This is a genomic window from Symbiobacterium thermophilum IAM 14863, from assembly GCF_000009905.1.
Taxonomy (GTDB): domain Bacteria; phylum Bacillota; class Sulfobacillia; order Symbiobacteriales; family Symbiobacteriaceae; genus Symbiobacterium; species Symbiobacterium thermophilum.
The window spans coordinates 3,147,876-3,171,843 of the sequence record NC_006177.1; the positions used below are offsets into that span (position 1 = coordinate 3,147,876).

Sequence of the window (23,968 nt, forward strand, 5' to 3'; positions counted from 1 at the left end):
GACGTTTCCTACAAGTGATGCGTCTTCTGTTCCAACTGCACCGCCGGCGGCCGGGCAATGAACCGCGCGAAGAGCCACGGCGCCACCAGCGTCGCCGTGAACGCGACCAGCCCGTACCGCACCATGTCGCCGACGCCGCTGTCCGGCAGCACCAGCTTCAGCCCTTCCTTCGCCGCCAGTACCAGCACGATCCCTACGATGATCTTCAACAAGTGCTGCAGCGGCGTGCCGGCGCGCGGGTCAAACCGCACCCACTGCTCCTCCAGGGCGGACCCCAGCAGCAGCCCGCTCCAGGTGCCCATGACCATCCAGGCGATCTCGTCCACCGGGCCCAGCAGCGCGAGCAGCCCCAGGGCCGCGCCGGGCAGGAGGAACGCCAGCAGCGCCTGCAGGCCCAGCGACTGCCCCTCGCCGGTCCAGAACCGCCGGCTGCGCACCATCAGCCAGAGGACGACGAGGCCGATGGCCCAGCCGCCGATCACGTCCAGCGGCCAGTGGACGCCGATATAGAGCCGGGAGAACCCGATGAGGAAGACGAGGATGCCCGCCGCCCACGTGAACCAGCGCCGCCGCACGTGGTCGGCGATCGCCCCCCAGAAGACCAGCGGGGTCTGCGCGTGGCCGCTGGGGAAGGCGTAGCCGCCTCCCGTCTCGGCCAGGATCACCCGCACCTGGGCGGGGTCAGGGCGGGGCGTCCGGAACACCTCTTTCAGGAAGTCATTGGACCAGAAGCCGATGACGAACACCGAGAACATGTACCGGCCGAAGCGCTTGTCGTAGAGCCAGTAGATGAGCGGAAGGACCAGGATGTAGACCGCCTCGTGGTGCAGGTTGGTGATCAGTCCCAACACCCGGTCCAACAGCGGGGACTGGATGGTCTGGATCGCCTGCAGGATCTCCACGCCCGACATGTCACCCACCCCTTCCACCTGTCCTGTCATTCTATGGGTCCGGGGCGTCCGCGATTACTGTGCGGCGCTGATCACCGTCGCCGGCACCCCGCCGGCCATGGCTCCCGGCGGGATGTCCCGGTTTACCAGGCTCATGGCGGAGACGGCGGCGCCGTCGCCGATGCGGACCCCGGGCAGGATGGTGCAGTTGGCCCCCACCAGCACGTCGCGCCCGATGTGGACCGGCCCGATGAACGCCTCCCGCACCCGGAAGTCGTGGCAGAGGATCACCGAGTTGTAGCCCACGACGCTGTTGTCGTCGATGCGGATGAGGTGGGGGTAGAAGATGTCGAACACGACCGCCAGGCCGATGGAGACGTTGCGCCCGATCTGCGCCCCGGTCAGCCGGTAAAGCCAGCATTTGAGCGTGAGCGAGGGGCAGTACCTGGCGAGGTAGATACAGATGAAGTTCCAGACCACCCGAAGCGGGTGGACATGCCGGTACCAGTACTGCAGCGGGTTGTGCGGCCCGTAGTCGGGCAGCCGGGTGAGCCTCTCGTGCCGGCGCGTCACGGCGCCATCCCCCCTCAGCCGCCGATGCCGAGCCCCAGCCCGGGCACGGCGTTCAGGTCCAGGTCGTGGCGGACGCCGGCCCGCCAGAGGTAGTAGCCGGCGGCGGCGATCATGGCCGCGTTGTCGGTACAGAGCACCGGCGGCGGGTAGCCGAGGCGGATCCCCCGGGGCTCCAGTGCGGCGCGCATCTCCTCCCGCAGGGCGCCGTTGGCGGCGACGCCCCCGGCCAGGATCACCTGCCGAACGCCCTTCGCCTCCGCCGCCTTCACCGTGCGCTCCACCAGCACCGACGTCACCGCCCGCTGGAACGACGCCGCGAGGTCCGCCCGCTGCTGATCGTTCAGGGGACCGGTGCGCTGGACGTACTGGAGCACCGCGGTCTTCAGGCCCGAGAAGGAGAAGTCGTAAGGCCCCTCCGTGTGGGCGCGCGGCAGCGGCACGGCCTCCGGGTCGCCCGACCGGGCCAGCTTCTCCACCTGCGGGCCGCCGGGGTAACCGAGCCCCACGGAGCGGGCCACCTTGTCGAAAGCCTCGCCGGCCGCGTCGTCCAGGGTGCGGCCGAGCAGCTCCATCCGGCCGTGGCCGGCCATGTAGATCAGGTCCGTATGGCCGCCCGAGACCACCAGGCAGACCAGCGGGAACTCAGGCGGGGGCTCCACCAGGAAGTTGGCGTAGATATGGCCCTGCAGGTGGTTCACGCCGATCAGGGGCTTGTCCAGGCCGAAGGCCAGGGCCTTCGCGGCTGACAGCCCCACCAGCAGCGTGCCCACCAGGCCGGGACCGTGGGTGACGGCGACCGCGTCGATCTGCTCCAACGTGACGCCGGCCATCTGCAGCGCCTCCCGGATCACGGGCAGGATCAGCTCCAGGTGCCGGCGCGAGGCGATCTCAGGCACGACCCCTCCGTACTTGCGGAAGAGGTCCACCTGACTCGCGACGGTATTGGACAGCACCCTGCGCCCGCCCGCGACGACGGCCGCCGCCGTCTCGTCGCAGGAGGACTCGATACCGAGGATCAGCCCTTCCGACAACCCCTTCACCTCTCAGCCCTGCGTGCCGGCCGCGATCGCCGCGCGCGCCAGCTCGTCACAGCGGTTGTTCTCCGCCACGTCGGCGTGCCCCTGCACCTTCAGCCATTCCACCTGGTGCGGCCGGGCAGCCTCCAGCAACTCCTGCCACAGGTCCTGGTTCTCCACCGGCTGCTTCCTGCTGTTGACCCAGCCGTTCCGCTGCCAGGTCCGCAGCCAGTTCTGCCGGAAGGCGTTGACCAGGTAGGCGCTGTCCGAGTACAGCTTGACCTTGCAGGGATACTTCAGGGCCCGCAGGGCCTCGATGGCGGCCTGAATCTCCATGCGGTTGTTGGTCGTGTGGGGGTGGAAGCCCGACAGCTCCTTGCGGTGGGAACCGTACAGGAGCACCGCGCCCCAGCCGCCGGGCCCGGGGTTTCCGGAGCAGGCGCCGTCGGTGTAGATGATGACCTCCCGCACGGTCAGATCGCCTCCTCGACCAGCGGTTCCTTCCACATGATGATGGCGTCTTCCCCGGTGTCCGTGTAGTAGCCCTTGCGCACCGCTCCGGGCTCGGTGACGAAGCCCAGCTTCCGGTACAGGGCCTGGGCCGGGGCGTTCCCGACCCGGACCTCCAGGGTCATGCGGGCGGCGCCGCGCCGGTAGGCGATGCGGATCAGCTCCCGCATCAGCCGCTCGCCGACCCCGCGGCCCCGGAACTCGGGATGGACGGCGACGTTGGTCACGTGCGCCATTTCCCAGAGCACGTGCATGCCGGCGAAGCCCACCACCCGGTCCCCCGCCCGCGCCACGAGGTAGACGGTGTACCGCTGCAGCAGCTCCGACTCAAACGCCTCCCGGGACCAGGGGGTGAGGTACGACAGCCGCTCCACCTCCATCACCTGGTCCAGGTCCGCCGGGGTCATGGGGTGAACCGCGATCTCCGGGACTCCCATAGGCTCTCCGCCTCGCTTCTGCGCAGATAGACCGGATCGAGTAGGAGGGGGCGGCTAGCCCCCGTCCTCTCACACCACCGGACATGCGGGTCCGCATCCGGCGGTTCGCCAGGATTGACGAGTCGCTTCATAGCATTCGGTCAGGCTTATCAGCCCCTGGGCACGCCAGTAGGCGTCGCCCAGGGCGCTGTTTAGTGGGCCACCTGCCATCCGCCACGGGCCTTTGCGGCTGTTGGCGAGTTGGTGGACTACCCATTCGGGCAAACCGAGGGCGCGCAACTCCCGAAAGCGCGTGCGTACACGCTTCCACTGCTTCCATACGCATGCTCGCAGCCGACGCTTCAGCCATCCTTCGAGTCTTTCAAAGGCTGACCTGGCATCGGAGAGCGCATAGTACCCAACCCAGCCCCGCAAGTAAGCATTCAGGCGCCGGATTCGGTCCTCCATGCTCTGGCTGCGGTTGCGGTCCGTCAGCGTGCGGAGCTTGTCCTTCACGCGCTTCAGGCTCTTCGGGGCCAGCCGGATGCGCACTCCCCGGTGCTTGTAGAAACTAAACCCGAGGAACTGCCGCTTCCACGGCCGGTCCACTGCGCTCTTCTCCTCGTTGACCTTCAGCCGTAACCGCTCCTGCAGGAAGTGGCGCACGCTCCTGTAGACCCGTTCTCCCGCCCGCTTGCTGCGGACGTAGATGTTGCAGTCATCGGCGTACCGGACGAAGTGGTGCCCGCGGCGCTCCAGCTCCTTGTCGAGGTCATCCAGCAGGATGTTCGCCAGCAGCGGGCTCAGCGGACCGCCCTGCGGCGTCCCTTCCTCCGTCGCCACGACTACCCCGTTCAGCATGACCCCAGCCTGTAAGTACCGCCGGATCAGCCGCAGCACACGCTTATCCGTTACCCGCCGCGCCACGCGGGCCATCAGCACGTCGTGGTTGACCCGGTCGAAGAACTTCTCCAGGTCCATGTCCACGACCCAGTCGTACCCTTCCTCCACGTACTGACGTGCCTTCCTGACCGCATCATGACCCCGCCGCCCCGGCCGAAAGCCGTAGCTGGATTCGGAGAATGTCGGGTCAAAGATCGGCGTCAGTACTTGCAGGAGTGCCTGTTGGATCAGGCGGTCCATCACGGTGGGAATCCCCAGCATCCGCTTGCCGCCGCCCGGTTTCGGGATTTCGACCCGGCGGACTGGCTGCGGTCTGTAGGTCCCCTGGAGCAGTCCCTCACGGATGCGGCTCCACTCCACGCGAATCTGGTCCCGCAGCCGTTCGGTGGGGACACCGTCCACGCCGGGAGCGCCTCCGTTCCGCTCCACCCGTTTCAGGGCGGCCAGCATGTTCTCCCTGGCCACCACCTGCTCCATCAGGTTGCTGTGCTCCCCGCGGGGTAACGTTCCGTCTTGTGCCGGCTGCCCACTCCGCCCTCTCGCCGTCCCTTGCGGCTTCACCGCTACCTCCGGCGAGCAGGTCCCGTTCGGGGTCTTCTGCGTTTGTCGCGGGCTGCTCGAACGCAACGGGTTCACCCCTTTCCTGACGTTCGGCCCTTCCCGGTTGGGGCGTCCCCCTGCCGGTACTATGGCCTTTGCTGACTTCTGCCGGTTCAGCTGCGTCTCCCGACGCAGGTTACCAGCGTTGCTGGCGTTCCCGGCAGATCTCCCCGGGTAAGAACGCTGACCTTCACCCCGCACCCGCCCCATCTACCGCACCGCCCTTTGGCAGCTTCGGGTTTTGCTGTGTTCGGCCAGCTCACCCGAGCGGCACAGCCTCCTATGGGGTTCGTGTTCCTCGGGTCGTGGCTTTGCCTCGGGCTTCCTTCAGATTCCGCCTCACGACGGACACCCTTGCCTTTGGCTAACGGGCTGGTGCTGCCTCGCCCGTAGCGGACTTTCACCGCCAAGTCAGCGCCCATGCCGGGCACACCGACAGCGCGTCGGGGCTCATCGCCCCGCCGCTCCGGAGCAGGCTGAGCCCCAGGGCCGCCACGCTGGAGGCCCGGGGCAGCAGGCTCCCCGCGGGGGCCAGCCGCACGGCGCCGTCCCCGCCGAACCGGGGCGCGTGCTGCTCGGCTGCGTCGCCGCAGAGGGTGATGAACGGCCACGGGCGGTCCAACCGCGCCCGCAGCTCACGGACCCGCTCCACGACCTCGTCGATGTGCAGGTTCGCGGGGCCCAGGAGCTCGGTCCAGGTAGACGGGTCCCGGTCGCCCGCGGCGTACACCGCCGTGAACACCTGGTCCCGCTTCGCGTCCAACAGCGGCACCACCAGGCCCGCCTGTGCGCCGGTGCCGTAGGCGGCGGCTGCCAGGGTCGAGACGGGGACCACGGGCTTGTCCAGCGCAAGGGCCAGCCCCTTGGCCGTCGCCAGGCCGATGCGCAGGCCGGTGAAGGAGCCCGGTCCCACGCCGACGGCGATCGCGTCCAGTTCCCGCCGGTCCACCCCGGCCTCCCGCAACGTTTGGGCGATCAGCGGCATCAGCCGCACCGAGTGGGCCCGGGGCACCTGCAGCGTGAACTCGGAAAGCACCTGCCCGTCCGCCGCCACCGCGACGGTGCAGGCGGCGGTGGCGGTGTCAAAGGCCAAAACCCGCATGCGCCAACTCCTCCAGGAGCGGCCGGTAGCGGGCGGTGCCGGTCAGTTCGAGCACCCGCTCCTGCTCCCCGCTCCCATAGCTGAGTGAAATCTCCAGGACCTCGTCGGGCCAGAGCGGCCGCACCCGGTCCGCCCATTCGACGAGGTTGACGCCATGGTCGCTGAAGAAGTACTCTTCGAAGCCCAGATCCTCCAGCTCCGCGGCATCCTCCAGGCGGTAGACGTCCCAGTGGAACACCGGGATGCGCCCCTCGTACTCCCACAGCAGGGTGAAGGTGGGGCTTCCGCCGGACCGGCTCACCCCCAGCCCCGCCAGGATGCCGGTGGACAGGGCCGTTTTGCCCGTCCCCAGGTCGCCCACCAGCGCGACGAAATCGCCGGGCTGCAGCCGCTCGCCCAGCCACCGGCCCAGCGCCTGCGTTTGGGCGGGGCTCCTGCTGATCACGCGCACCATGGCGTTCATCCTCCCAAGACCATCAAGACCTATTCTGGGCGTCTCGCTGCATCAGGTCAAGAAAAAAGCCCCGGCGCGCCGCGCGCCCCGGGGCGGAAGTGCCGCGCGGAACCCCCGCCGGCGTGATTTCTCCGCAGCCGACCGGTCACACCCCCATGATGTGGAAGCCGTTGTCGGCGTAGATCGTCTCGCCGGTGATACACCGGGACAGGGGAGAGGCCAGGAACAGGCCGACGTCGCCCACCTCTTCCAGGGTCACGTTGCGCCGAAGCGGCGCCCGCTCCTCCACGATGTCCCGGATGGTGCTGAGCCCCTTCACGGCGCTGGCAGCCAGGGTCTTCAGCGGCCCGGCGGAAATGGCGTTCACCCGGATGTTGCTGGGCCCCAGCTCGTGGGCCAGGTAGCGCACGTTGCACTCCAGGGCCGCCTTGGCCGGCGCCATGATGTTGTACCGGTCCACCACCCGCTCGGAGGCCAGGTACGTCAGCGTCATGATGGACCCGCCGCCGGCGGCTTCCATCAGCGGCTTGGCCGCCCGGGCGACGGCAATGAGGGACCATGCCGAAACCTCCTGGGCGATGCGCCACCCCTCCCGGGTGGTGTCCACGAAGTCCCGCTGCAGGTCCTCCGTCCGTGCGTAGGCGATGGAGTGGACCACCACGTCCAGCTTCCCCCAGCGCCTGCCCAGTTCGGCGAAGGCCGCCTCGATCTGGCCGTCCTCCATGACGTCGCAGGGCAGGAGCGGCATCTCCTCGTGCCCGTCCAGAGTCCGGACCAGCTCCTCCACGTTCTCCTTCAGCCGATCGTTGACGTAAGTGAACGCCAGCTCCGCGCCCTCCCGGTGCAGGGCCCGGGCGATCCCCCACGCGATGGAGCGCTTGTTGGCGACGCCCATCACCAGGCACTTTCTCCCCGTCATCAGTCCCACGGCACACGTCTCCCCCTTACCCGTCGGCCGGATTAATACCTGGTACTAATAATAGCCTATTAGATCGGAGTTTACCATGCCCTATGGCCGCTTCTGCACGCCCCCGTCGCCCGCCGACATGTGCCGGTGCAGACAGACGAACCAGGGCGAAGACAAACGGGAGCGGAATCTCCCGCCCCCGTAAGCGCGACACCCCATGCCCGGCTGGGCTTCGGCCTCACAGCCGCTTGAACTTCTCCCGCAGCATCTGCACCTGCTCCTCCAGGCTCAGCTGCCGCTCCGCCCGCTTCCGCCGGGCCTCACGGCTCCGCCCGGTCTCGCGGGGCCGCTCCGCCGCGGGCGGGTCGCCCAGCTTCATGGAGAGGCCGATGCGCTGCCGCTTCAGATCCACTTCGATGACCTTCACCCGCACCACGTCGCCCACCTGCACCACCTCGGACGGGTGCTTGACGTACTTGTGGGAGAGCTGGGAGACGTGGACCAGGCCGTCCTCGTGGACGCCGATGTCCACGAAGGCGCCGAAGTCGACCACGTTGCGGACGGTGCCCATGAGCTCCATGCCCACCTGCAGGTCCTCCAGCTTCAGCACGTCGGTGCGGAAGATCGGCTGGGGCAGCTCGTCCCGGGGGTCGCGCCCCGGCTTCGAAAGGGCCTCGATGATGTCCCGCACCGTGGGCACGCCGGCCCCGAGCTCGGCGGCCACCTGCTCCGGGGAGAGCTTCTTCAGGGCGTCCCGCAGCCCGGCCGACCCCTTGCCGATCAGCTGCTCCCGGGTGGCGCCCACAGCCTTCAGGATCGCCTCGGCCAGCGCGTAGGACTCGGGGTGTACGGCGGTGTTGTCCAGCGGCTCCACGCCGTCCGTCACCCGCAGGAAGCCCGCACACTGCTCAAACGCCTTGGGCCCCAGGCCGGAGACCTTCAGCAGCTCCCGGCGGCTGCGGAACTTGCCGTGCTTCTCCCGGTACTCGACGATGGCCCTGGCGACGGAAGCCTTGATGCCCGCCACGTACTGCAGGAGCGACGGCGAGGCCGTGTTCAGGTCGACGCCGACGGCGTTCACCACCGACTCCACCACGGCCCCGAGCTGTTCGGCCAGCCGCCTCTGGTTGACGTCGTGCTGGTAGAGGCCGACGCCGATGGACTTGGGATCGATCTTGACCAGCTCGGCCAGGGGATCCTGCGCCCGCCGGGCGATGGAGACCGCCGAGCGGAGGGTCACGTCGAAGTCGGGGAACTCCTCCTGGGCGACCTTGGAGGCCGAGTACACCGAGGCGCCCGCTTCGGAGACGATCATGTAGGCGGTGGGGTGGCTGCAGCGGGGGATGATGCTCGCCACCACCTGCTCGGTCTCCCGGGAGGCCGTGCCGTTGCCGATGGCGATCAGGTCGACCTTGTGCTTGTCCACCAGCCGCACCAGGACCTCCTCGCCCTGCTGCCGCTGCCGCTCGCCCAGGGTCACGTAGATCACGCCGGTCTCCAGCACCCGGCCGGTCTCGTCCACCACGGCCACCTTGCAGCCGGTGCGGTAGCCGGGGTCAATGCCCATCACCGTCATGCCCTTGATCGGCGGCTGCAGCAACAGGTTGCGCAGGTTCATGGCGAACAGCCGGATGGCGTGCTCCTCGGCCTTCTCGGTGATCTCGTTGCGAATCTCCGTTTCGATAGACGGCGCGATCAGCCGGCGGTACGCGTCGGCGATCGCCTCCCGCAGGTGGTTCTCCCAGATGGAACGGCCGGTGACGTACTGCCGCTCGATGCGGGCGATGATCTCCTCCTCCGGGGCCTCCAGCGTCACCTTCAGACACTCCAGCCGCTCGCCCCGGTTCAGCGCCAGGACGCGATGGGGAGGCAGCGTGCGGACCGGCTCCTGGAAGTCGAAGTACATCTCGAACTCCCGGGCCTTCTCCGGCTCGCCCTTGTCGCTGGCCGCCGACCGGATCACGCCGCGGGCGAAGGTCAGCTCACGGGCCATCTTCCGCACCGCCGCGTCATCCGACACGATCTCCGCCACGATATCCCGGGCGCCGGCCAGGGCCTCCTCCGCCGACGCCACCCCGAGCTCCGGATTCACATAGGTGGCCGCGATCTGCTCAGGCGAACCCGCTGTCTCGGCCTGCGCCAGCATCTGCTGCGCCAGCGGCTCCAGCCCCCGCTCCCGGGCGATCATGGCCCGGGTGCGCCGCTTGGGCCGGTAGGGCCGGTAGAGGTCCTCCACCTCCTGCAGCTTCTCCGCCTCCCGGATGGCCCGCTCCAACTCCGGGGTCAGCTTGCCCTGCTCGGCGATGACCCGCAGCACCTTCTCCTTCTCGGCCTCCAAGTTCCGCAGGTAGGCCAGCCGCTCCTGCAGGGTGCGGATCTGGGTCTCGTCCATCTCGCCCGTGGCCTCCTTGCGGTAGCGGGCGATGAACGGCACCGTGTTGCCCTCGTCCAGCAGCGCGACGCAGCGCTCCACCTGGCCCACCGTGAGGCCCAGTTCCCGGGCCAGCCTGGCATGAATCGCATCCTGGCTCAACGCGTTTCACCTTCCCGCTCGGGCGGCTCACCGGGCAGGAGAAGCCGCTCCATGTCTCGCCACATCTCCCCGTCCCACACCATCACGGTCATGATCGGCGGCTGCTCGTACCACTGGCAGACGAACCGCAGGTCACCCTCCTGCACCAGGTGCGGGAAGTCGTCGGGCGCCCGGTGACCGAGATCGCGCCACACCGCCTCGGCCAGCGACCGGGCCCGCTGGGCGTCGTAGGCCGGGCCGCCGTGGTGGCGGATGGCCTCCGCCAGCTGCCGGAGGAACCCGGCCTCACTCCCCTTGCCTGCGGACATAGCGCACGATCCTTTCTCCATCAAAGGTGTACAGGTACGGGCTCACGGGGAACCCGGCGTGACGGTGCTCGTGGGCCACCCGCCGCGCCACCACCTTCAGCAGCTCCTCATCGGCGTCGCCGACGGCCACCAGCCAGTTCCGGTGGGGCACCCCGAGCACCAACCGGCCCGGCACCGCCTCGGCGAAATCCTGCAGCCACTCGGTGAGCAGGATCCGGGCGGCGTCGTAGCCGTCCGCCAGCGCCCAGATGAACATCGGCCGGCCGCCCTCCGCCGAGTCGAGCTTCGTCACCCGCTTCCCCTCGGTCAGCCGCTTCAGGTTCTGGACGGCGGTGATGTGGACGGTGGTGTGGCTCACGCCCCAGTCGCGCAGGTCCTGGTACGTGACGTACCGGATCTTGTCGCCCGGCTCCTCAATGCCGTAGATGACATAGAGCCCCTCGGCGATCTGGCCGTTCACCATCTGCCCCCCGCCCTTGGCCTGGATCTGCACCGGATCCATCATCAGGGGGTAAAGCCGGCCGCGGATGTCCGCGAACTCCTGCTCCATGAGCTTCATCGTGCATCCCTCCCGGGGCCCTGCCGGCCCGGCAGCCGGACGGGGAGTTTAGACCGCCCGGCCGTGGTCGATACTTTCCGATAGCGCGATGGAGGTGACCTCCGATGAAGGCCCGCGACACCATCGACCTGTATGCCACGCTGGCTGACATGAAGGCGGTCGACTACCGGTCCGTCCTCGCCCTCACGGCCCTGATCGATCTCCTGGTCGCCAAGGGGATCATCACCCGGGAGGAGATGGCCGAGCGGGCCAGCCAGCTTGACGCCGCAGGCGAGAAGAGTTTACCAGTCGGCGGCTGAAGCGTCAAGAAAAGCCGGGAAGGGGGCCGGAGCCCCCTTCCCGCCTGTCCCGGAGGAGCCAGTCAGCTGTGCCGCCGTTACCGCACGGTCCCGCCGTTCAGCTGCTGCTCGGCCAGGGCGATCATCTTCTTCACCATGTAACCGCCGACGGAACCGTTCACACGGCTGGGCAGGTCGCCCTTGTACTGCTGGGCGTAGTTGGGGATGCCCAGCTCGGCGGCCGTCTCGTACTTCAGCTGCTCCAGGGCGCTGCGGGCCGAGGAGACGACGAGATCGTTGTTATTGTTGTTCGCCATTGCGTTTCTCACCTCCTGACGGTCTTATGTTTCCGCCGGAGGCGCCGCGTTATGACGACCAGTTGTTGGCGCGGCCGAAGGCGCCGTGCAGCGTCCCGATCAGCGTCAGCGATCGACGGATCGGCGCGCCGCTTCCACGAACGCGTCAAACAGCGCGTCGAAATTGCAGGGCTGCCCCTGGTGGTTCTCGGGGTGCCACTGCACCGACAGGACGAACCGCCGGCCCGGATGCTCCATCGCCTCGATCACCCCGTCGGGCGCGTGGGCGCTGGCCACCCATCCCTCCGGCACCCGCTTCACGGCCTGATGGTGCCGGCTGTTGACCCGCCGCTCCGTGCCCAGCAGCGCGGCGAGGCGGGTGCCGGGCAGGATGCTCACCGGGTGCGAGGGGTAGTTCTTGGGCGCCTCCTGCCGGTGCTTGATGGCGCCCTCGACCTGCGCGGGAATGTCCTGCCAGAGCGCGCCGCCGAAGGCCACCGCCAGCACCTGGTGGCCGCGGCAGATCCCCAGGACGGCCATGTCGCGAGCCACCGCCACCCGGGCATAGGCGAGCTCTGCCTGATCCCGCTCCGGTTCAATGGATCCGGTCACGGGGAGGGGCAGCTCGCCGTACAGCATCGGATCCAGATCGCCGCCGCCGGAGAGGAGCAGGCCGTCGAGCCGGTCCAGCACCTGGGCCGCCTCCTCCTCGTCGGTGACGAAGGGCAGCATGACCGGCAGCCCTCCCGCCCGCCACACGGCCCGGAAGTAGTCGTGCGGGGTGTACAGCCAGTCCTGACCCGGCTCCTCGTTGGCCCGGTTGCACGCGGTAATCCCGATCAACGGCCTCATGGCTTCCCGTCATCCTCCTTCGCGTCCGGCGCCTTGATAAGCATGCGAACCCGGGGGTCCACACTCCTTTGGACTCCCGGGTTCGCCGCGGAGGTGCCCCGGCGGCCCGTCAAAACTCCTTGAGTCCGAGGCTGATCATCAGGGCCTCGTCCACCTGGCGCATGATGTCGCTGCCCAGGTGCGTCACCCGCTCGCGCAGCCGCCGCTTGTCGATGGTGCGGACCTGTTCCAGCAGGATGACGGAATCCCGCTCGAGGCCATAGGTTTCCCCGTCCAGCTCGACGTGAATCGGCAGCTTCGCCTTCTCGATCTGGCTGGTGATCGCCGAGACGATGACCGTGGGGCTGTACTTATTGCCGACATCATTCTGCAGGATCAGAACGGGCCGCACGCCTCCCTGCTCCGAGCCGATCACCGGGCTCAGGTCCGCGTAGAAGACGTCGCCCCGTCGAATCTGAAGTGGCTTGCTCATACGGCCGGGACCGCTCAGGGCAAACTGCCGATCCGCTCGAAGATCGGCCCTTCCTCCGCAAGAGTCAGGTTGATGCGGGACATCTCCCGATAGCCCCGCCTCAGCTGCTCCCGCATGTCCCGTTTCTTCCTTTCTTCCACATAGATTCGCACGGCCTCCTGGATCAGGGCGTCCCGGTCGGTCCGTTCCAGGGCCGCGAGGCCGTCCACCTGCTCCAGGAGCGACGCAGGCACGGTCACCAGAATGCGCCGGACAGCGGCCATGGGGAACCTCCTCCGGATACGACCCTCAGTAGCAGTCTATACGCCGGCCGTGCGAATGGTCATCGGAAGGCCCGGGGTTCACGCGGTCTCCCCGCCGTAAAAACGGGGCACCCGCCGCGAGATGCCGCAGACGATCTCGTAGCTGATCGTGTCCGCCAGCCCGGCCAGCTCCGTCGCCGTGATCTCCTCGCCGCCCTGCCGCCCGATCAGCACCACCTCGTCCCCGACCCGGACCGGCAGATCGTCCGGCACCCGGACCATCATCTGGTCCATGGTCACCACACCGACCACGGGGCACCGCCGGCCCCGGATCAAGACCTGCGCCCGGTTGGAGAGTCTCCGGGGGTAGCCGTCCGCGTAGCCCACCGGCAAGGTTGCGATCTGCTCGCGGCGGGCGGTCGTGTAGGTGCAGCCGTAGGAGATCGAGTGGCCGGCCTCCAGCCACTTCACCAGCCCCACCCGGGTCTTCCAGGTGAGGGCGGGGGCGAGCTTCACGGGCCACGCCACGCCCGGCGCCGGGGGCAGCCCCACCACCGCGATGCCGCTGCGCACCATGTCGTAGTGCGCCTCCGGGTGGAGCATGAGCCCCGCGCTGTTGGCGGCGTGCCGGATGGCGGGCCGGACACCCGCCGCCGCCAGCTCCGCCAGGGCCGCCTCGTACCGCTCCAGCTGCAGACGGGTGTACGGGTTCCCCGGCTCATCGGCGGTCGCCAGGTGGGTGAAGACCCCCTCCACCTCCACATGGTCCAGCCTGGCCAGTTCGCGGCCGAGGCGGCCCACCTCGGCGGGCTGCAGGCCGATGCGCCCCATGCCGGTGTCCACCTTCAGGTGGACGCGGGCCCAGCGGCCCAGCCTGCGCCCCTCCCGGTTCAGGGCCTGCCCCAGTTCGCCGTCGAAGAGGGCTACCCGCAGCCCCTCCGTCAGCACGGCCTCGGCCTGGCCGGGGGACACGTAACCCAGCACCAGGATGGGCGCGGAGATGCCGTGGCGACGCAGGGTCACGCCCTCCTCCACCGACGCGACGCCCAGCCAGTCCGCCCCGGCCTCGATGGCCGCCGTCGCCACGGGCACGGCGCCGTGCCCGTAGCCATTCGCCTTCACCACCGCCATCAGTCGAGGAGCCTTCGAGATCCGCTTCAACGCCCGGATGTTCGCCCGGACCGCGTTCAGATCGACCTCCGCCCACGTCGGGCGCATGCCGTCCAGATCCATCTTGGCTCCTCCCGTCCGTCCAGTCTCTAGCCCACGAACTCCTCAATCAGATCCGGCAGCCCCTCCCGCACGGCCTGCTGGGCAGCGGGCACCTCGGCGGCGATCTCGCCGGCCAGCACCCCGTCCAGCCCCAGCCGCCGGGCCAGCCGGTCGCCGGCCAGGCCGTGCAGGAACGCACCGGCTGCGGCCGCCTCCGGCGCGCCCATGCCCTGGGCCATCAGCCCGGCGATGATGCCGGTCAGCACGTCGCCGGAACCCGCCGTCCCCAGGATCCGGCTGCCGGTCGGGTTGATGAACACCTGGCCGCCGGGCTCCGCGATCAGGGTGTAGGCGCCCTTCAGAAGCACCACGGCCTTGGTCAGTTCCGCCGCCCGCCGCACGGCGGCGAACCGGTCCGCCTGCACGGACTCCACCGACGCGCCCAGCAGGTGGGCCATCTCCCCCGGGTGTGGGGTGATCACCAGCGGCATCGGGCACTCGGCCAGGAGCTCCGGCCGGCCGGCGAACGCCTTGATGGCGTCGGCGTCCAACACCAGCGGCGCCGTCGCCCCGGCCACCACCCGGCGGGTAAAGAGCTGCGCGTCGGCGTCGGTGCCCAGGCCGGGACCCACGGCCAGGGCGTCGGCCCGGGCCGCCCGTTGCAGGAAGTCCTCGGCGCTCTCCGCCCGGAAGCCGCCGGCCTCCGATTCGGGCAGGGCCATCGTCATGCACTCGGGCCGCATCGCGGCCAGCACCGGCTGCGACCGCTCGGGCGCGGCCACGGTGACCAGCCCGGCCCCCGCCCGCAGAGCGCCCACGGCCGCCAGGGCCCCGGCCCCGACCATTCCGTGGGAGCCCGCCGCCACGTACACCCGGCCGCGGGTTCCCTTGTGCGCGTCCCGGCTGTAGGTGGGCAGCCAGCTCTTCACCATCGCGGGCCGGGTGAGCTCCACCTGGATGTTCTCGGCCTCGATCGCCTTCTCGTCCAGGCCGATGTCGGCCACCACGATGCGGCCGACCAGGTCGGCCCCCGGGAAGAGGAAGAGGCCCAGCTTCGGCAGGCCGAAGGTGACGGTGACGTCGGCCCGGACCGCCGGACCGTCCACCCGTCCCGTGTTGGTGCCGATGCCCGAAGGGATGTCCACCGCGAGCACCATCCGCTTGGCCGCGTTGATCAGCTTGATCGCCTCGGCGGCCTGGCCCCTGGCGGAGCCGACGGCGCCGGTGCCCAGCACGGCGTCGATGATCAGGTCGGCACCCTGCAACGCCTCGTACGCCTGCGCCGGCATGAGGATGTTCACGCCGGCCATGCGGGCCGAATAGAGCGCCGCGGCGGCGTCCGCCGGCAGGTCGTCCAGGGAGGCCCAGACCACCGCGGACACCGGGAAGCCCCAGTGCCGCAACCAGCGGGCGGCCACCAGGCCGTCGCCGCCGTTGTTGCCCTTGCCGCAGACCACGACGATGGGCCCCGACCGCCCCTGCATCATCCGCCGGGCGATCAGGGCCACCTGCCGCCCCGCCAGCTCCATCAAGATCGCGGAGGTGAAGCCGTACTGATCGAAAAGGCGCGCCTCAATCGCCCGCATCTGCTCGCCGGAAACGACCTTCATCCCTCGATCACCACCTGTGCCACCGCGTACTCCTGTGTATGGGACAGGGAAAGATGAATGCGAGTTGCGCCCCGCGCGGCGGCGATCTCGGCGAGCCGGCCCGTAAGCCGCACCGACGGGCGGCCGCGTTCGTCGCGGCAGACCTCCGCGTCGGTCCAGCGCACCTCCCGCAGCCCGATCCCCAGGGCCTTCAGCACCGCCTCCTTCGCGGCGAACCGGGCCGCGAGGCGCGCCGCCCGGTGCGCTTCGCTGGATGTGCAGTAGGCGAGCTCCCCCGGGGTGAAGACGCGCCGGAGGAACCGGTCCCCGTGGCGTTCGACGGCGCGCGCCACCCGCTCCACCGCCACGATGTCGACGCCGGTGCCCAGGATCACGCCGAGCCACCCCTTTCCACCTGTCTGAAGCCCGCGTGCCCCATCTCCCCGGGACCTAGACCAGGCGATCCAGCCCGGCCTCGTCCCCCGCCAGGCGGAGCACGACGGCACCGTTCCTGGCGCGCTCCACCCGGAGGATGACCCGCTCGCCCTCCCGGAGCGGCGCCCGCGCCGCGACCTCGATGCGGACGCCGTCCCCGAAGGCGAGGACGGCGCGGTCGAGATAGACGGAGACGACTTCGGCCACCAGCCGCCGGCCCGGGGCGAAAAGGCGCGACCGCACGGCCACCCCTCCTGCCGAGCACAACTTCCCGGTAGGTTTCTCCAATGCGGCAGCGATCCCCTTCATCCGGAGCGGCGATCCGGCGCAGCGGTGGGTTCACTCCCGGGCGAAGGAGATGAGGTCGGCCAGGTCCAGGTACTCGTACACGTCCACCCCCTGGGCGGCCAGGGCGCTGGCCAGCTCGCTCACCGCGGTCCAGCCGCCGGCCCGGAGCTGCAGCGCGAGCAGGTCGGAGGCCCTGCGCTCCAGCCAGCCCATCCCGCAGGTCGCCGCGGTGACCCGTGCGGCCAGGGCGAAAGCGAGGGCCTCCACCAGCCGTCCGGTCGCGCCCGCGACCCGGCTCAGGAAGAGCTGGGCACGCACCTGCAGGGGGCTCAGCGGCTCCGCTTCCTGGAGGGCGCGGAAGGCCTCGTCGACCGCCTGCTGCGGCCGGCCGGCCGCACGGAGCATGCCGGCGCTCACCAGCCGCAGCCGGGCGCTGCAGATCTGGCGCACCGACCCCGTGGCCCGCCGGCACCTCTCCACCAGCACCAGCACGCGCAGCCGCTCGCCGGGCGTGAGCACCCCGGCCTTCAAGAGCCGGCGCCCGTGCGCCAGGCAGCGCCGGTAGTCTCCCATCCGGAAGAGGCGATCCAACCACAGTGTCATCCACTCACCGCCCCTCTCCCAGATTTGCGCATAGTCTTCCCTGCCCCGGGCGGAAAGGAAACAGCCCCGTCCGCGGGGCTGTCGGAAGGCGGCTACTGGAGGTCCCGCCTGAGCAGCGGGACTGTCGGCATCTCCTCGGGAAACCGGGCGCTGGCCTGGTAGGCGGCATCGAGGTGGCGCAGGATCTCCACGCCCTCCCGCTGCACCACCTCATCCAGGGCATCGGCGGCGAGCTGCTCCAGCTCGGGTCGGCCGGCCATGACCGCCTCGTTCTGGGCCGCGAGCGCGAAGGTGAGGGCCTTGTGCGCTTCGCCCAGCTGCAACTCGCACCGGGCGAGCAGCAGGTAGCAGTGGCAGGCGTGGGCGGGATCATCGCGATGGACGAACAGGGCGCGCACGGCTGCCGCCGCCGCCCGTCCGTAGTAGCCGCCGCTGGCCAGCCAGGCGGCGAGGTCCAGCAGATAGGTGCCGGCGTAGTACGGCTCGGTCGGACGCCGGGCCGCAATCCCGCGCTGCTCGATGAGCAGCCGCCGGACCGGCCGCCGCAGGCTGCGGTCCTCCTTCGCCAGGTAGAGGTAAACGTTGATGAGGTCGTGGGTGGTGGTGAAGACGCCGTGCTCCATCTGCCGGCCGCCGAACCAGGTCCGCGCCGCCTCCAGGGCGTGCACGGCCTGCTTGGGCTGCAGCATCCGCTGGTAGGTGATCCCCAGCGACTTCCACGCCGCGCCCTCCAGCCGGGCCGCGTCGCGGTAGTAGGCCCGGTACGTGAAGTACCGTTGAAAGCAGCTCAGAGCCTGCTCGAACTGCTGCATCGCCGCATGGGCGGCCCCGAGCGCGAGGAGGGCCCGGCCCAGCAGGTCGTACTCGCGCTCCTGCTCGGCCAGTTTCACGGCGCTCAGGCCAGACAGCACCGCGCCGGGCGCATCCTGAAGGAGGAGCCGACAACGGCTCATGATCAGGTGGATCCCGGCCTGCTCCACCGACGACAGGCCGCCCTGCTCCATGATCTGCTCCGCCGCAAACAGGCAACGGGCGTACCTGCCCTCCTCCAGGAGGCGGGTTAACGCGTCGACCATGCCTCATCCCCTTCTTTCCTGGGGTGATTACCTGGCTGCGACTCCGTCTGCCGATTTTCGCCTACAGATAAAACACTGACCCTCGTGCTTCGGCGCAAGGCTGAACCAGACCACGATCCGTCTTTCACCCTCATATACGTACACCGCGCCGAAAAGGTTCATACATAAGGGATAGATTTGTGACTGATTATTGATCGGATTCATTCAACCACGACAGAACCTGGTCGACGGGCAGCTCGTGCGCCACGTGCCCGTCGCGTCCCGTCACGGTGCGCGCGGTGAACAGCGCGTTGATGACGGCCTCCTCCACCGCCTCGACGGCGGCGCGGAACAGGTCATCCATGGCCGCGCTGTCGTCCCGGAGCAAGGTCACGGCCCGCACCGGGTAGTCGGCGCGATGCGCCGTCCGGTTGGCGGTGGAGAACGCCAGGACGAAGTCGCCGCTGCCGTTGGCCGCGCTGCCCCCCACCCGGGCGAGGCCCAGCGCGCCGCGGCGCGCAAGACGGGTCAGCTGGCGCGCGTCCAGCGGCGCATCCGTGGCCAGCACGATCATGACCGACCCCGGCGGCGGCTCGTCGGGATCACCCACCTCCGGGGCCTGCTCCGCCGCCGGGGCAGGTTCCTGGGCATCCGCAGGTCCGCTCGCCGGGGCTGCCGGCGGCTCCGGGTAATGGGCCAGCCGCCTGCCCACGGGTACGCCGTGGATCAGCAGGTCCTCGCGGCGGCCGAAGTTGGCGAGCACCAGCGCGCCCAGCACGTACCGGTCCACCCGGCGGGAGGCGGAGCCGATGCCCCCCTTGAAACCCAAGCACACCATGCCGGTCCCCGCGCCCACCGCCCCCTGCTGCACCGGGCCGGAAGAGGCGCCTTCCAGGGCCGCGCGGACCATCTCGGCGGTGACGTGCCGGCCCTGGATGTCGTTGAGGTGGCCGTCGTTGCACTCGCCCACCACCGGGTTGACCGTGCTGGTGGTCACGCCGATCTCCGGGTTCTGCTCCAGCATGTAGCTCACCAGCGCGTCCGCGGCCCGGAAGGCGGAGAGGGTGTTGGTCAGGAGGATCGGCGTCTCGAGGGTGCCCAGCTCGACCACCTGGGCGAGGCCCGTTGCCTTGCCGAAGCCGTTGAGGACGAAGACGCCGGCGGGCACCTTCTGCTGGAATAGGTTCCCGCCATGGGGCAGGATGGCCGTCACGCCGGTGCGCACCGGCCCCTGGCCGGGCACCAGCGGCCCCTCGCCCTCCACCCGGGTCGCGTGGCCGACGCGCACCCCGGGGACGTCGCAGATGTCGTTCTGCGGCCCGGGCGGCAGCTGGCCGGTCACCAGGCCCAGGGCCCTGGCCGTGGGCCGGGGCGGGTACGGGCTGGGGAAGGACATGGGCGGCACCTCCTCCTCGGCGGCGTTCTCGGGCGGATCGGGCACCAGGCGGATCACCGGCACCGGCCCGCGCCACTCGACCTCCACGTGTCGGCCCAGCAGCAGGGTGGACAGGACGTTGTGGACGCTGTGCCCGATGGCCGGCGCCCACAGGTCGCCGGTCAGAGCGTATGCGGCTCCGAAGAGGGTGCCGGAGAGGGCGGCGACCGCCGCGTAGGCCCAGTTGTCCCGCACCCAGCCGCCGTGGCTGAACCCGAACAGGAAGGCAGCGGGCAGAAGACCCACCAGCGGCTGCAGGCCGCCCCGGAACAGCAGCTCCTCGCCGATGGCCGAAGTGGTCACCAAGGCCACCATGAGCGGATACCCGAGGGACTGCAGCACCTCCTCGCCCGCCCGGGTGCCCGTCCGCCGCAGGGCATCCTCCAGCCGGCCGCTGAGCCGGGAGAGGAGCCCGACCAGGGCCAGGGAGGCCCCGCCCGCGACCAGGCCCGCCAGAGTGGCCTGGCCGGAGGGCAGCCGCAGAAGGTCGGGAAACCGTCCCGTGACCAGCCGGGCCAGGAGCAGGCCGCCGGCCCCCATGGCCGCCGGCGCCGCCACGCCGACCAGCAGGAAGAGCCGCCAGCGCGCGCGCGGGTCCACCCGACACCACCCCCGTTCATGCACCAGCAGGCCAGGAGGTTGCCCCCTGGCCTGGCCCGGTCTCAGGCGCTTACTGGGCGAGCGTGTTCGTGATCTGGGCGTTCTCCCGCAGTTCGCTGTACCAGGTGCCCAGCCGCGCGCTCACCTTCTCGTTCAGATACTGCTCCAGAATGGTCTGCTTCTCCTGCTCAAAGTGCAACTGGTAGGCCTGGATGATGTGCCAGCCGTACGTGCTCTGCACGGGGGCGGAGATCTCACCGTCGTTCAGGGCGAAGGCTGCTGCCTCAAACTCGGAGACGGTGTCGCCCTTGCCGATCAGACCCAGGTCGCCGCCCTTGGCGGCGCTGGCCGTGTCCTTGGACTCCGCCTGCGCGAGCTGGGCGAAGTCGGCGCCGGCGTCCAGCCGGGCCTTAATCTCGTTGGCCTTCTCCTCCGTGTCGACGAGGATGTGGCGCACCTTGATCTTCCGAGTCTGTTCCGCGCTCTGCATCTCGTCGAAGTACGCCTTCAGCGTGGCATCGTCCGGCTGCAGCTGCTGGCGGAGCACAGCGGTGGCGACCATGTCCCGGCGCAGCATGTCGCGGAACTGCGCCTCGCTCAGCCCATACTGGCTCAGCGCCCAGGAGAAGTACAGGTCGCCGCCGTACGCGGCCTTGGTCGCCTCGACCTCCTCCTCCACCTCGGCATCGGTCACGGTCACGCCCGCCCTGGCGGCTTCCTGATCCACGAGGCGGGTGAGAATCATGTCGTCGACGACGGCTGCCCCGTAGTAGGTCATCAGCTTCTGGTGCACTTCGTCCCGGGTGATCTGCTCGCCGTTGACCGTCGCGACCACGGCGGGATCGTTGCCGGTGCCGGGCCGCTGCAGGCTGCTGCCCACGAAGTAGCCGCCGAGTCCTGCCACCACCAGGGTGGCCACCACGGCCAGGGCGATCGTCGCCCGGTTATTCCCGTTGGCCAACACGCCACGCTCCTTTGGTTCAGGCTTGAATCAGGGTCACACCCGCTATGGTAACGCACTTCGGGCCGGATGCCAATGGCGGGAACGCGGGCGCGTATCCGCTTACGGCCAGCCGAGCTGCTGCCGGGCCTCGGGCGACATCCGCTGGGGCGACCACGGCGGATCGAAGGTGATGTCGACCTTCACGTCGGCAAAGCCAAGCACCGTCAGGGCCTCGTAGACCTCGTTCACCAGGTGGCCGCCCACCGGGCAGCCGGCGGTGGTGAAGGTCATGAGCACCCGGCAGCGGTCCTGCTCGTCGACCTGGAGATCGTAGACCAGGCCCAGGTCGATGATGTTCAGGCCGATCTCCGGATCGTAGACATTGCGGAGCAGCGTGCGCGCCAGCGCCTCCCGGTCCGCAGGCCGGGTCGGCTCCCGGCGGAGGTCGGCGGAGTTGTTCATCCCATGGATCGCTCCCTTCCGTCCAGCGGCCTGGCCCGAAGCACTTGGAGGATGGTGCCGGCGAACAGCAGGCTGCCGGTCAGGTTTAGTATGGCGCTCCCCCGCACCAGATACCGGGCGTCCCACCAGCCCAGCGCGCCGCCCAGCAGCAGCAGCCCGGTGAGCAGCACCCCTGCCGTCCAGCAGAAGTACCCGGCCCGCGCCGTCCGCTGTGCGAACATCTCGTCCAGCTTGGGCAGCCGCTGGGTCTTGGAGCGCCGGTTTCTCATGAGGTGGTGCCAGAAGAGGAAGGGGATGATCCTGTAGAGCATCCCCAGGATCATCGTGGCCACGAAGCCGAACAGGAAGAGCCAGGCGCCGGGGACGGCGAAGGCGCGGTGCCGGACGCTGAGCAGGAGCAGAAGCGCGGCCGGCACGAGGAAGGCCAGCGCGGTCACCCCATAGCGCATGGACAGGTCCAGCTCGGGCCGGCGGCGCTGCCGCATCATGGCGAAGAAGTCGGCGGCGTACCGGGCCGCACCGGCCGCGGCCAGCAGCAGGCACGCGGCCGTGAGCGCCGGCAGGTGCAGGAGCAGCGATGCAAACGCGCCCCAGAGCCCCGCCGAGAGCTTGGCGAGCACGGCGTGGCCCGACGCGGCGCTCGGCCGGTTGGTGAGGGCGAACATGGGGAAGAGCTGGTACGAGACGCCGAAGACCGTGAGCATGAACCATCCGCCCAGGCCGAGCAGCACGTGCGCCCCCAGCGGCGAGTAATCCAGGCTGTCGGGCAGGAAACCCCGCCGCAGGTTGAACGCCAGGACCAGGCCCCAGATCACCGTACCCAGCACGAACGAGAGGGCCGCCGCCATGAAGCGGCCGGCGACGGTCCACTGGGTGGCGGACCGCATCGCCCGGACCACCAGCGCGGCGAAGACGACGAGGGCCAACACCACCAGGGTGCCCCCCGCCGTGATCCACGGCCCGGCGGAGCGGTAAAACCCCCAGACCAGGGCCCAGCTGCCGGCAAGGTAAGCGAGGCCCTGCAGCAGGGCCCACCCGCCCTCCACCGGACGCCCCCGCATCATCACCGGGGTGATCTGATGGAACGCGCCGATCATGACGCTGGTGGCAAAGCCCAGCGTGAACAGATGAACGGCCGCGAGCGCCGCGGGGTTGAACCGGAAGGGGCCGAAGATCATGGGCGCCTTGGCGATGACCAGCGCCTGGAGCACGAGCAGCCCCAGGACCCCGGCCAGCGCCATGCCGATGGGCACGTAGATCGGCGGCGACAGGGCCGGATCGATCACCTGGGGCCCTGCCTTCTTCGGTCCTTTCATGGCCGCGGCGCATACGTCGCCAGCACGGTGGCGGGCTCGCCGGTCGCCCTGACGCCGAACGGCTCGCCCGGCGGGTAGAACCAGATGGTCCCGGCCGCGGCCGCGACCCACTCGCACCCGGCGACCAGCTCGCAGCGACCGCTCACCACCTGGAGGCTGACGCTGGAGGAGCTCGTGGCCAGCGGCACCTCGCCACCCGGGCTCAGCTGAATCAGCAGCACCCGCATGTCCTGGCAGCTGTGGATCATCTCAACGGAGACCCCGTCGGCCGTCGGCTTCGGCGATCGGATCAGCTGCACCTGCATGGCGGTTCCCCTTTCTCTCCGGTTTCCCTCAGTGTACCCGCGGCCCGCCGTCGCGCCCGTGCCGCGGCGCGCCGGTTCGCGGTGATATCCGTCACCAACGGAAACGGGCGGCGCGCCTGCGCCGCCCGATCAGCTTTCTCCCATCCACTCCCGCAGCTTGCGCTCGTCCCGGATGACCACCGACTCGCCCTGCACGGCAATGCAGCCCGTGCGCCGGAAGTCGCCCAGCACCCGGGTGACGGTCTCGCGACTGGTGCCGATCATTCCGGCGATCTCCTGGTGGGTCATGCCGAGGTTGATGACGTCGCTCCCCTGCTCTGCCTTCATCCGGAGCAGCAGGGCGGCCAGCCGTCCGTGGGTGTTGTGCACGGCCAGCTCGTGGGCGGTGTCGCGCGCGAGCCGCAGCCGGCGGCCCACCAGGCAGAAGGCGTTGGCCGCGAGCGTTCGGCTCTCGGGCAGGAGCTGCACCAGATCGTCCACCCGGAAGGCGATGAGCACCGAATCCTCGGTGACCTGCGCGGTGGCCGGGTACGGCGCCTTGTCGGCCAGCACCACCAGGCCGACCTCGTGGCCCGGCCCCCAGACCCGGAGCACCTGTTCCTGGCCGTTCGCCGCAAGGCGCGACACGCGGACGCGGCCCTTCTTGATGAAGTAGATGGCCTCGCCGGGGTCGCCCTCGTTGAACAGAATCGTCCCCTTGCGGTAGTGCCGCTCGCGCGCGATGGCGGCGATGCGGGCCAGTTCCTCGTCCGACAAGCCTTGGAAGAGCGAAAGGCTCCGCAGGAAGTCCAGATCGGGCACGCCGGCCTCACCT

General features: G+C 69.8%; 29 protein-coding genes. 1 reads left to right on the plus strand and 28 read right to left on the minus strand.

Annotation, left to right across the window (positions count from 1 at the left end; genetic code table 11):
- Nucleotides 1-8: 8 nt before the first annotated feature.
- From STH_RS14520 to STH_RS14575, 12 genes are all read right to left on the minus strand, one after another.
- The gene (locus STH_RS14520) at nt 9-911 is read right to left on the minus strand and encodes a phosphatase PAP2 family protein (RefSeq protein ID WP_043714267.1); all 903 of its coding nucleotides are present in this window, start codon (nt 909-911) and stop codon (nt 9-11) included.
- Nucleotides 912-965: 54 nt separating this feature from the next.
- Nucleotides 966-1,463, minus strand: a complete 498-nt coding sequence (locus STH_RS14525; protein WP_011197037.1) for an acyltransferase — start codon at nt 1,461-1,463, stop codon at nt 966-968.
- 14 nt (nt 1,464-1,477) lie between these two features.
- Nucleotides 1,478-2,503 (minus strand): tRNA (adenosine(37)-N6)-threonylcarbamoyltransferase complex transferase subunit TsaD, encoded by a 1,026-nt coding sequence (gene tsaD / locus STH_RS14530; RefSeq protein ID WP_011197038.1) that lies wholly within the window; start codon nt 2,501-2,503, stop codon nt 1,478-1,480.
- A gap of 3 nt (nt 2,504-2,506) precedes the next feature.
- Nucleotides 2,507-2,950 carry a ribonuclease HI gene (gene rnhA / locus STH_RS14535; RefSeq protein ID WP_011197039.1) on the minus strand — a complete coding sequence of 148 codons (444 nt, stop codon included), beginning with the start codon at nt 2,948-2,950 and terminating at the stop codon, nt 2,507-2,509.
- 2 nt (nt 2,951-2,952) lie between these two features.
- Entirely contained in the window at nt 2,953-3,426 is a 474-nt protein-coding gene (rimI, locus tag STH_RS14540; protein WP_011197040.1) for a ribosomal protein S18-alanine N-acetyltransferase, read from the minus strand.
- 69 nt (nt 3,427-3,495) lie between these two features.
- The gene (gene ltrA, locus STH_RS14545) at nt 3,496-4,785 is read right to left on the minus strand and encodes a group II intron reverse transcriptase/maturase (protein WP_011194155.1); all 1,290 of its coding nucleotides are present in this window, start codon (nt 4,783-4,785) and stop codon (nt 3,496-3,498) included.
- A 523-nt stretch (nt 4,786-5,308) separates the two neighbouring features.
- Complete coding sequence (gene tsaB, locus STH_RS14550) at nt 5,309-6,010, minus strand: tRNA (adenosine(37)-N6)-threonylcarbamoyltransferase complex dimerization subunit type 1 TsaB (protein WP_011197041.1); 702 nt, start codon at nt 6,008-6,010, stop codon at nt 5,309-5,311.
- The gene (gene tsaE / locus STH_RS14555; RefSeq protein WP_011197042.1) at nt 5,991-6,464 is read right to left on the minus strand and encodes a tRNA (adenosine(37)-N6)-threonylcarbamoyltransferase complex ATPase subunit type 1 TsaE; all 474 of its coding nucleotides are present in this window, start codon (nt 6,462-6,464) and stop codon (nt 5,991-5,993) included. Before tsaE ends, tsaB begins: the two co-directional genes overlap by 20 nt.
- 145 nt (nt 6,465-6,609) lie before the next feature.
- Nucleotides 6,610-7,392 (minus strand): enoyl-ACP reductase FabI, encoded by a 783-nt coding sequence (locus STH_RS14560; RefSeq protein ID WP_011197043.1) that lies wholly within the window; start codon nt 7,390-7,392, stop codon nt 6,610-6,612.
- Nucleotides 7,393-7,609: 217 nt separating this feature from the next.
- Nucleotides 7,610-9,904, minus strand: a complete 2,295-nt coding sequence (locus tag STH_RS14565) for a Tex family protein (RefSeq protein ID WP_011197044.1) — start codon at nt 9,902-9,904, stop codon at nt 7,610-7,612.
- Nucleotides 9,901-10,212 (minus strand): hypothetical protein, encoded by a 312-nt coding sequence (locus STH_RS14570; RefSeq protein WP_011197045.1) that lies wholly within the window; start codon nt 10,210-10,212, stop codon nt 9,901-9,903. Before STH_RS14570 ends, STH_RS14565 begins: the two co-directional genes overlap by 4 nt.
- Nucleotides 10,190-10,771, minus strand: coding sequence for a DUF1444 family protein (locus STH_RS14575; RefSeq protein WP_011197046.1), 582 nt, complete (start codon nt 10,769-10,771; stop codon nt 10,190-10,192). Before STH_RS14575 ends, STH_RS14570 begins: the two co-directional genes overlap by 23 nt.
- 104 nt (nt 10,772-10,875) lie before the next feature.
- Between STH_RS14575 and STH_RS14580 the strand changes: the two genes are divergently transcribed.
- The gene (locus STH_RS14580) at nt 10,876-11,070 is read left to right on the plus strand and encodes a hypothetical protein (protein WP_011197047.1); all 195 of its coding nucleotides are present in this window, start codon (nt 10,876-10,878) and stop codon (nt 11,068-11,070) included.
- 77 nt (nt 11,071-11,147) lie between these two features.
- Here STH_RS14580 and STH_RS14585 read toward each other — a convergent pair whose 3' ends face one another.
- The 16 genes from STH_RS14585 to STH_RS14660 form a co-directional block, all read right to left on the minus strand.
- Nucleotides 11,148-11,366, minus strand: coding sequence for an alpha/beta-type small acid-soluble spore protein (locus tag STH_RS14585; RefSeq protein WP_011197048.1), 219 nt, complete (start codon nt 11,364-11,366; stop codon nt 11,148-11,150).
- A gap of 105 nt (nt 11,367-11,471) precedes the next feature.
- Nucleotides 11,472-12,197 (minus strand): gamma-glutamyl-gamma-aminobutyrate hydrolase family protein, encoded by a 726-nt coding sequence (locus STH_RS14590; RefSeq protein ID WP_011197049.1) that lies wholly within the window; start codon nt 12,195-12,197, stop codon nt 11,472-11,474.
- Nucleotides 12,198-12,306: 109 nt separating this feature from the next.
- On the minus strand, nt 12,307-12,669 hold the full coding sequence (locus STH_RS14595) for a type II toxin-antitoxin system PemK/MazF family toxin (protein ID WP_011197050.1): 363 nt from the start codon (nt 12,667-12,669) through the stop codon (nt 12,307-12,309).
- Nucleotides 12,670-12,683: 14 nt separating this feature from the next.
- Nucleotides 12,684-12,932 (minus strand): CopG family ribbon-helix-helix protein, encoded by a 249-nt coding sequence (locus tag STH_RS14600; protein ID WP_043714270.1) that lies wholly within the window; start codon nt 12,930-12,932, stop codon nt 12,684-12,686.
- Nucleotides 12,933-13,010: 78 nt separating this feature from the next.
- The gene (gene alr / locus STH_RS14605; protein ID WP_011197052.1) at nt 13,011-14,144 is read right to left on the minus strand and encodes an alanine racemase; all 1,134 of its coding nucleotides are present in this window, start codon (nt 14,142-14,144) and stop codon (nt 13,011-13,013) included.
- A 26-nt stretch (nt 14,145-14,170) separates the two neighbouring features.
- On the minus strand, nt 14,171-15,733 hold the full coding sequence (locus tag STH_RS14610; protein WP_011197053.1) for a bifunctional ADP-dependent NAD(P)H-hydrate dehydratase/NAD(P)H-hydrate epimerase: 1,563 nt from the start codon (nt 15,731-15,733) through the stop codon (nt 14,171-14,173).
- Nucleotides 15,730-16,107, minus strand: a complete 378-nt coding sequence (locus STH_RS14615; RefSeq protein ID WP_011197054.1) for a holo-[acyl-carrier-protein] synthase — start codon at nt 16,105-16,107, stop codon at nt 15,730-15,732. Before STH_RS14615 ends, STH_RS14610 begins: the two co-directional genes overlap by 4 nt.
- Nucleotides 16,108-16,162: 55 nt before the next feature.
- On the minus strand, nt 16,163-16,390 hold the full coding sequence (locus STH_RS14620; protein ID WP_043714272.1) for a hypothetical protein: 228 nt from the start codon (nt 16,388-16,390) through the stop codon (nt 16,163-16,165).
- A 96-nt stretch (nt 16,391-16,486) separates the two neighbouring features.
- Nucleotides 16,487-17,038 carry a hypothetical protein gene (locus tag STH_RS14625; protein ID WP_148205604.1) on the minus strand — a complete coding sequence of 184 codons (552 nt, stop codon included), beginning with the start codon at nt 17,036-17,038 and terminating at the stop codon, nt 16,487-16,489.
- Between the two features lie 92 nt (nt 17,039-17,130).
- Nucleotides 17,131-18,114, minus strand: a complete 984-nt coding sequence (locus STH_RS14630) for a hypothetical protein (protein ID WP_043714277.1) — start codon at nt 18,112-18,114, stop codon at nt 17,131-17,133.
- Between the two features lie 187 nt (nt 18,115-18,301).
- Nucleotides 18,302-20,128 (minus strand): P1 family peptidase, encoded by a 1,827-nt coding sequence (locus STH_RS14635; RefSeq protein WP_011197058.1) that lies wholly within the window; start codon nt 20,126-20,128, stop codon nt 18,302-18,304.
- A 70-nt stretch (nt 20,129-20,198) separates the two neighbouring features.
- Nucleotides 20,199-21,089, minus strand: coding sequence for a peptidylprolyl isomerase (locus tag STH_RS14640; RefSeq protein WP_050742313.1), 891 nt, complete (start codon nt 21,087-21,089; stop codon nt 20,199-20,201).
- Between the two features lie 102 nt (nt 21,090-21,191).
- Nucleotides 21,192-21,533: a metal-sulfur cluster assembly factor gene (locus STH_RS14645; protein ID WP_011197060.1), complete on the minus strand. Its 342-nt coding sequence runs from the start codon at nt 21,531-21,533 to the stop codon at nt 21,192-21,194.
- Entirely contained in the window at nt 21,530-22,819 is a 1,290-nt protein-coding gene (locus STH_RS14650) for a hypothetical protein (RefSeq protein WP_043714279.1), read from the minus strand. Before STH_RS14650 ends, STH_RS14645 begins: the two co-directional genes overlap by 4 nt.
- 26 nt (nt 22,820-22,845) lie before the next feature.
- Nucleotides 22,846-23,154: a cupin domain-containing protein gene (locus STH_RS14655; RefSeq protein WP_011197062.1), complete on the minus strand. Its 309-nt coding sequence runs from the start codon at nt 23,152-23,154 to the stop codon at nt 22,846-22,848.
- Nucleotides 23,155-23,283: 129 nt separating this feature from the next.
- Nucleotides 23,284-23,955 carry a Crp/Fnr family transcriptional regulator gene (locus STH_RS14660; RefSeq protein ID WP_011197063.1) on the minus strand — a complete coding sequence of 224 codons (672 nt, stop codon included), beginning with the start codon at nt 23,953-23,955 and terminating at the stop codon, nt 23,284-23,286.
- Nucleotides 23,956-23,968: the final 13 nt, after the last annotated feature.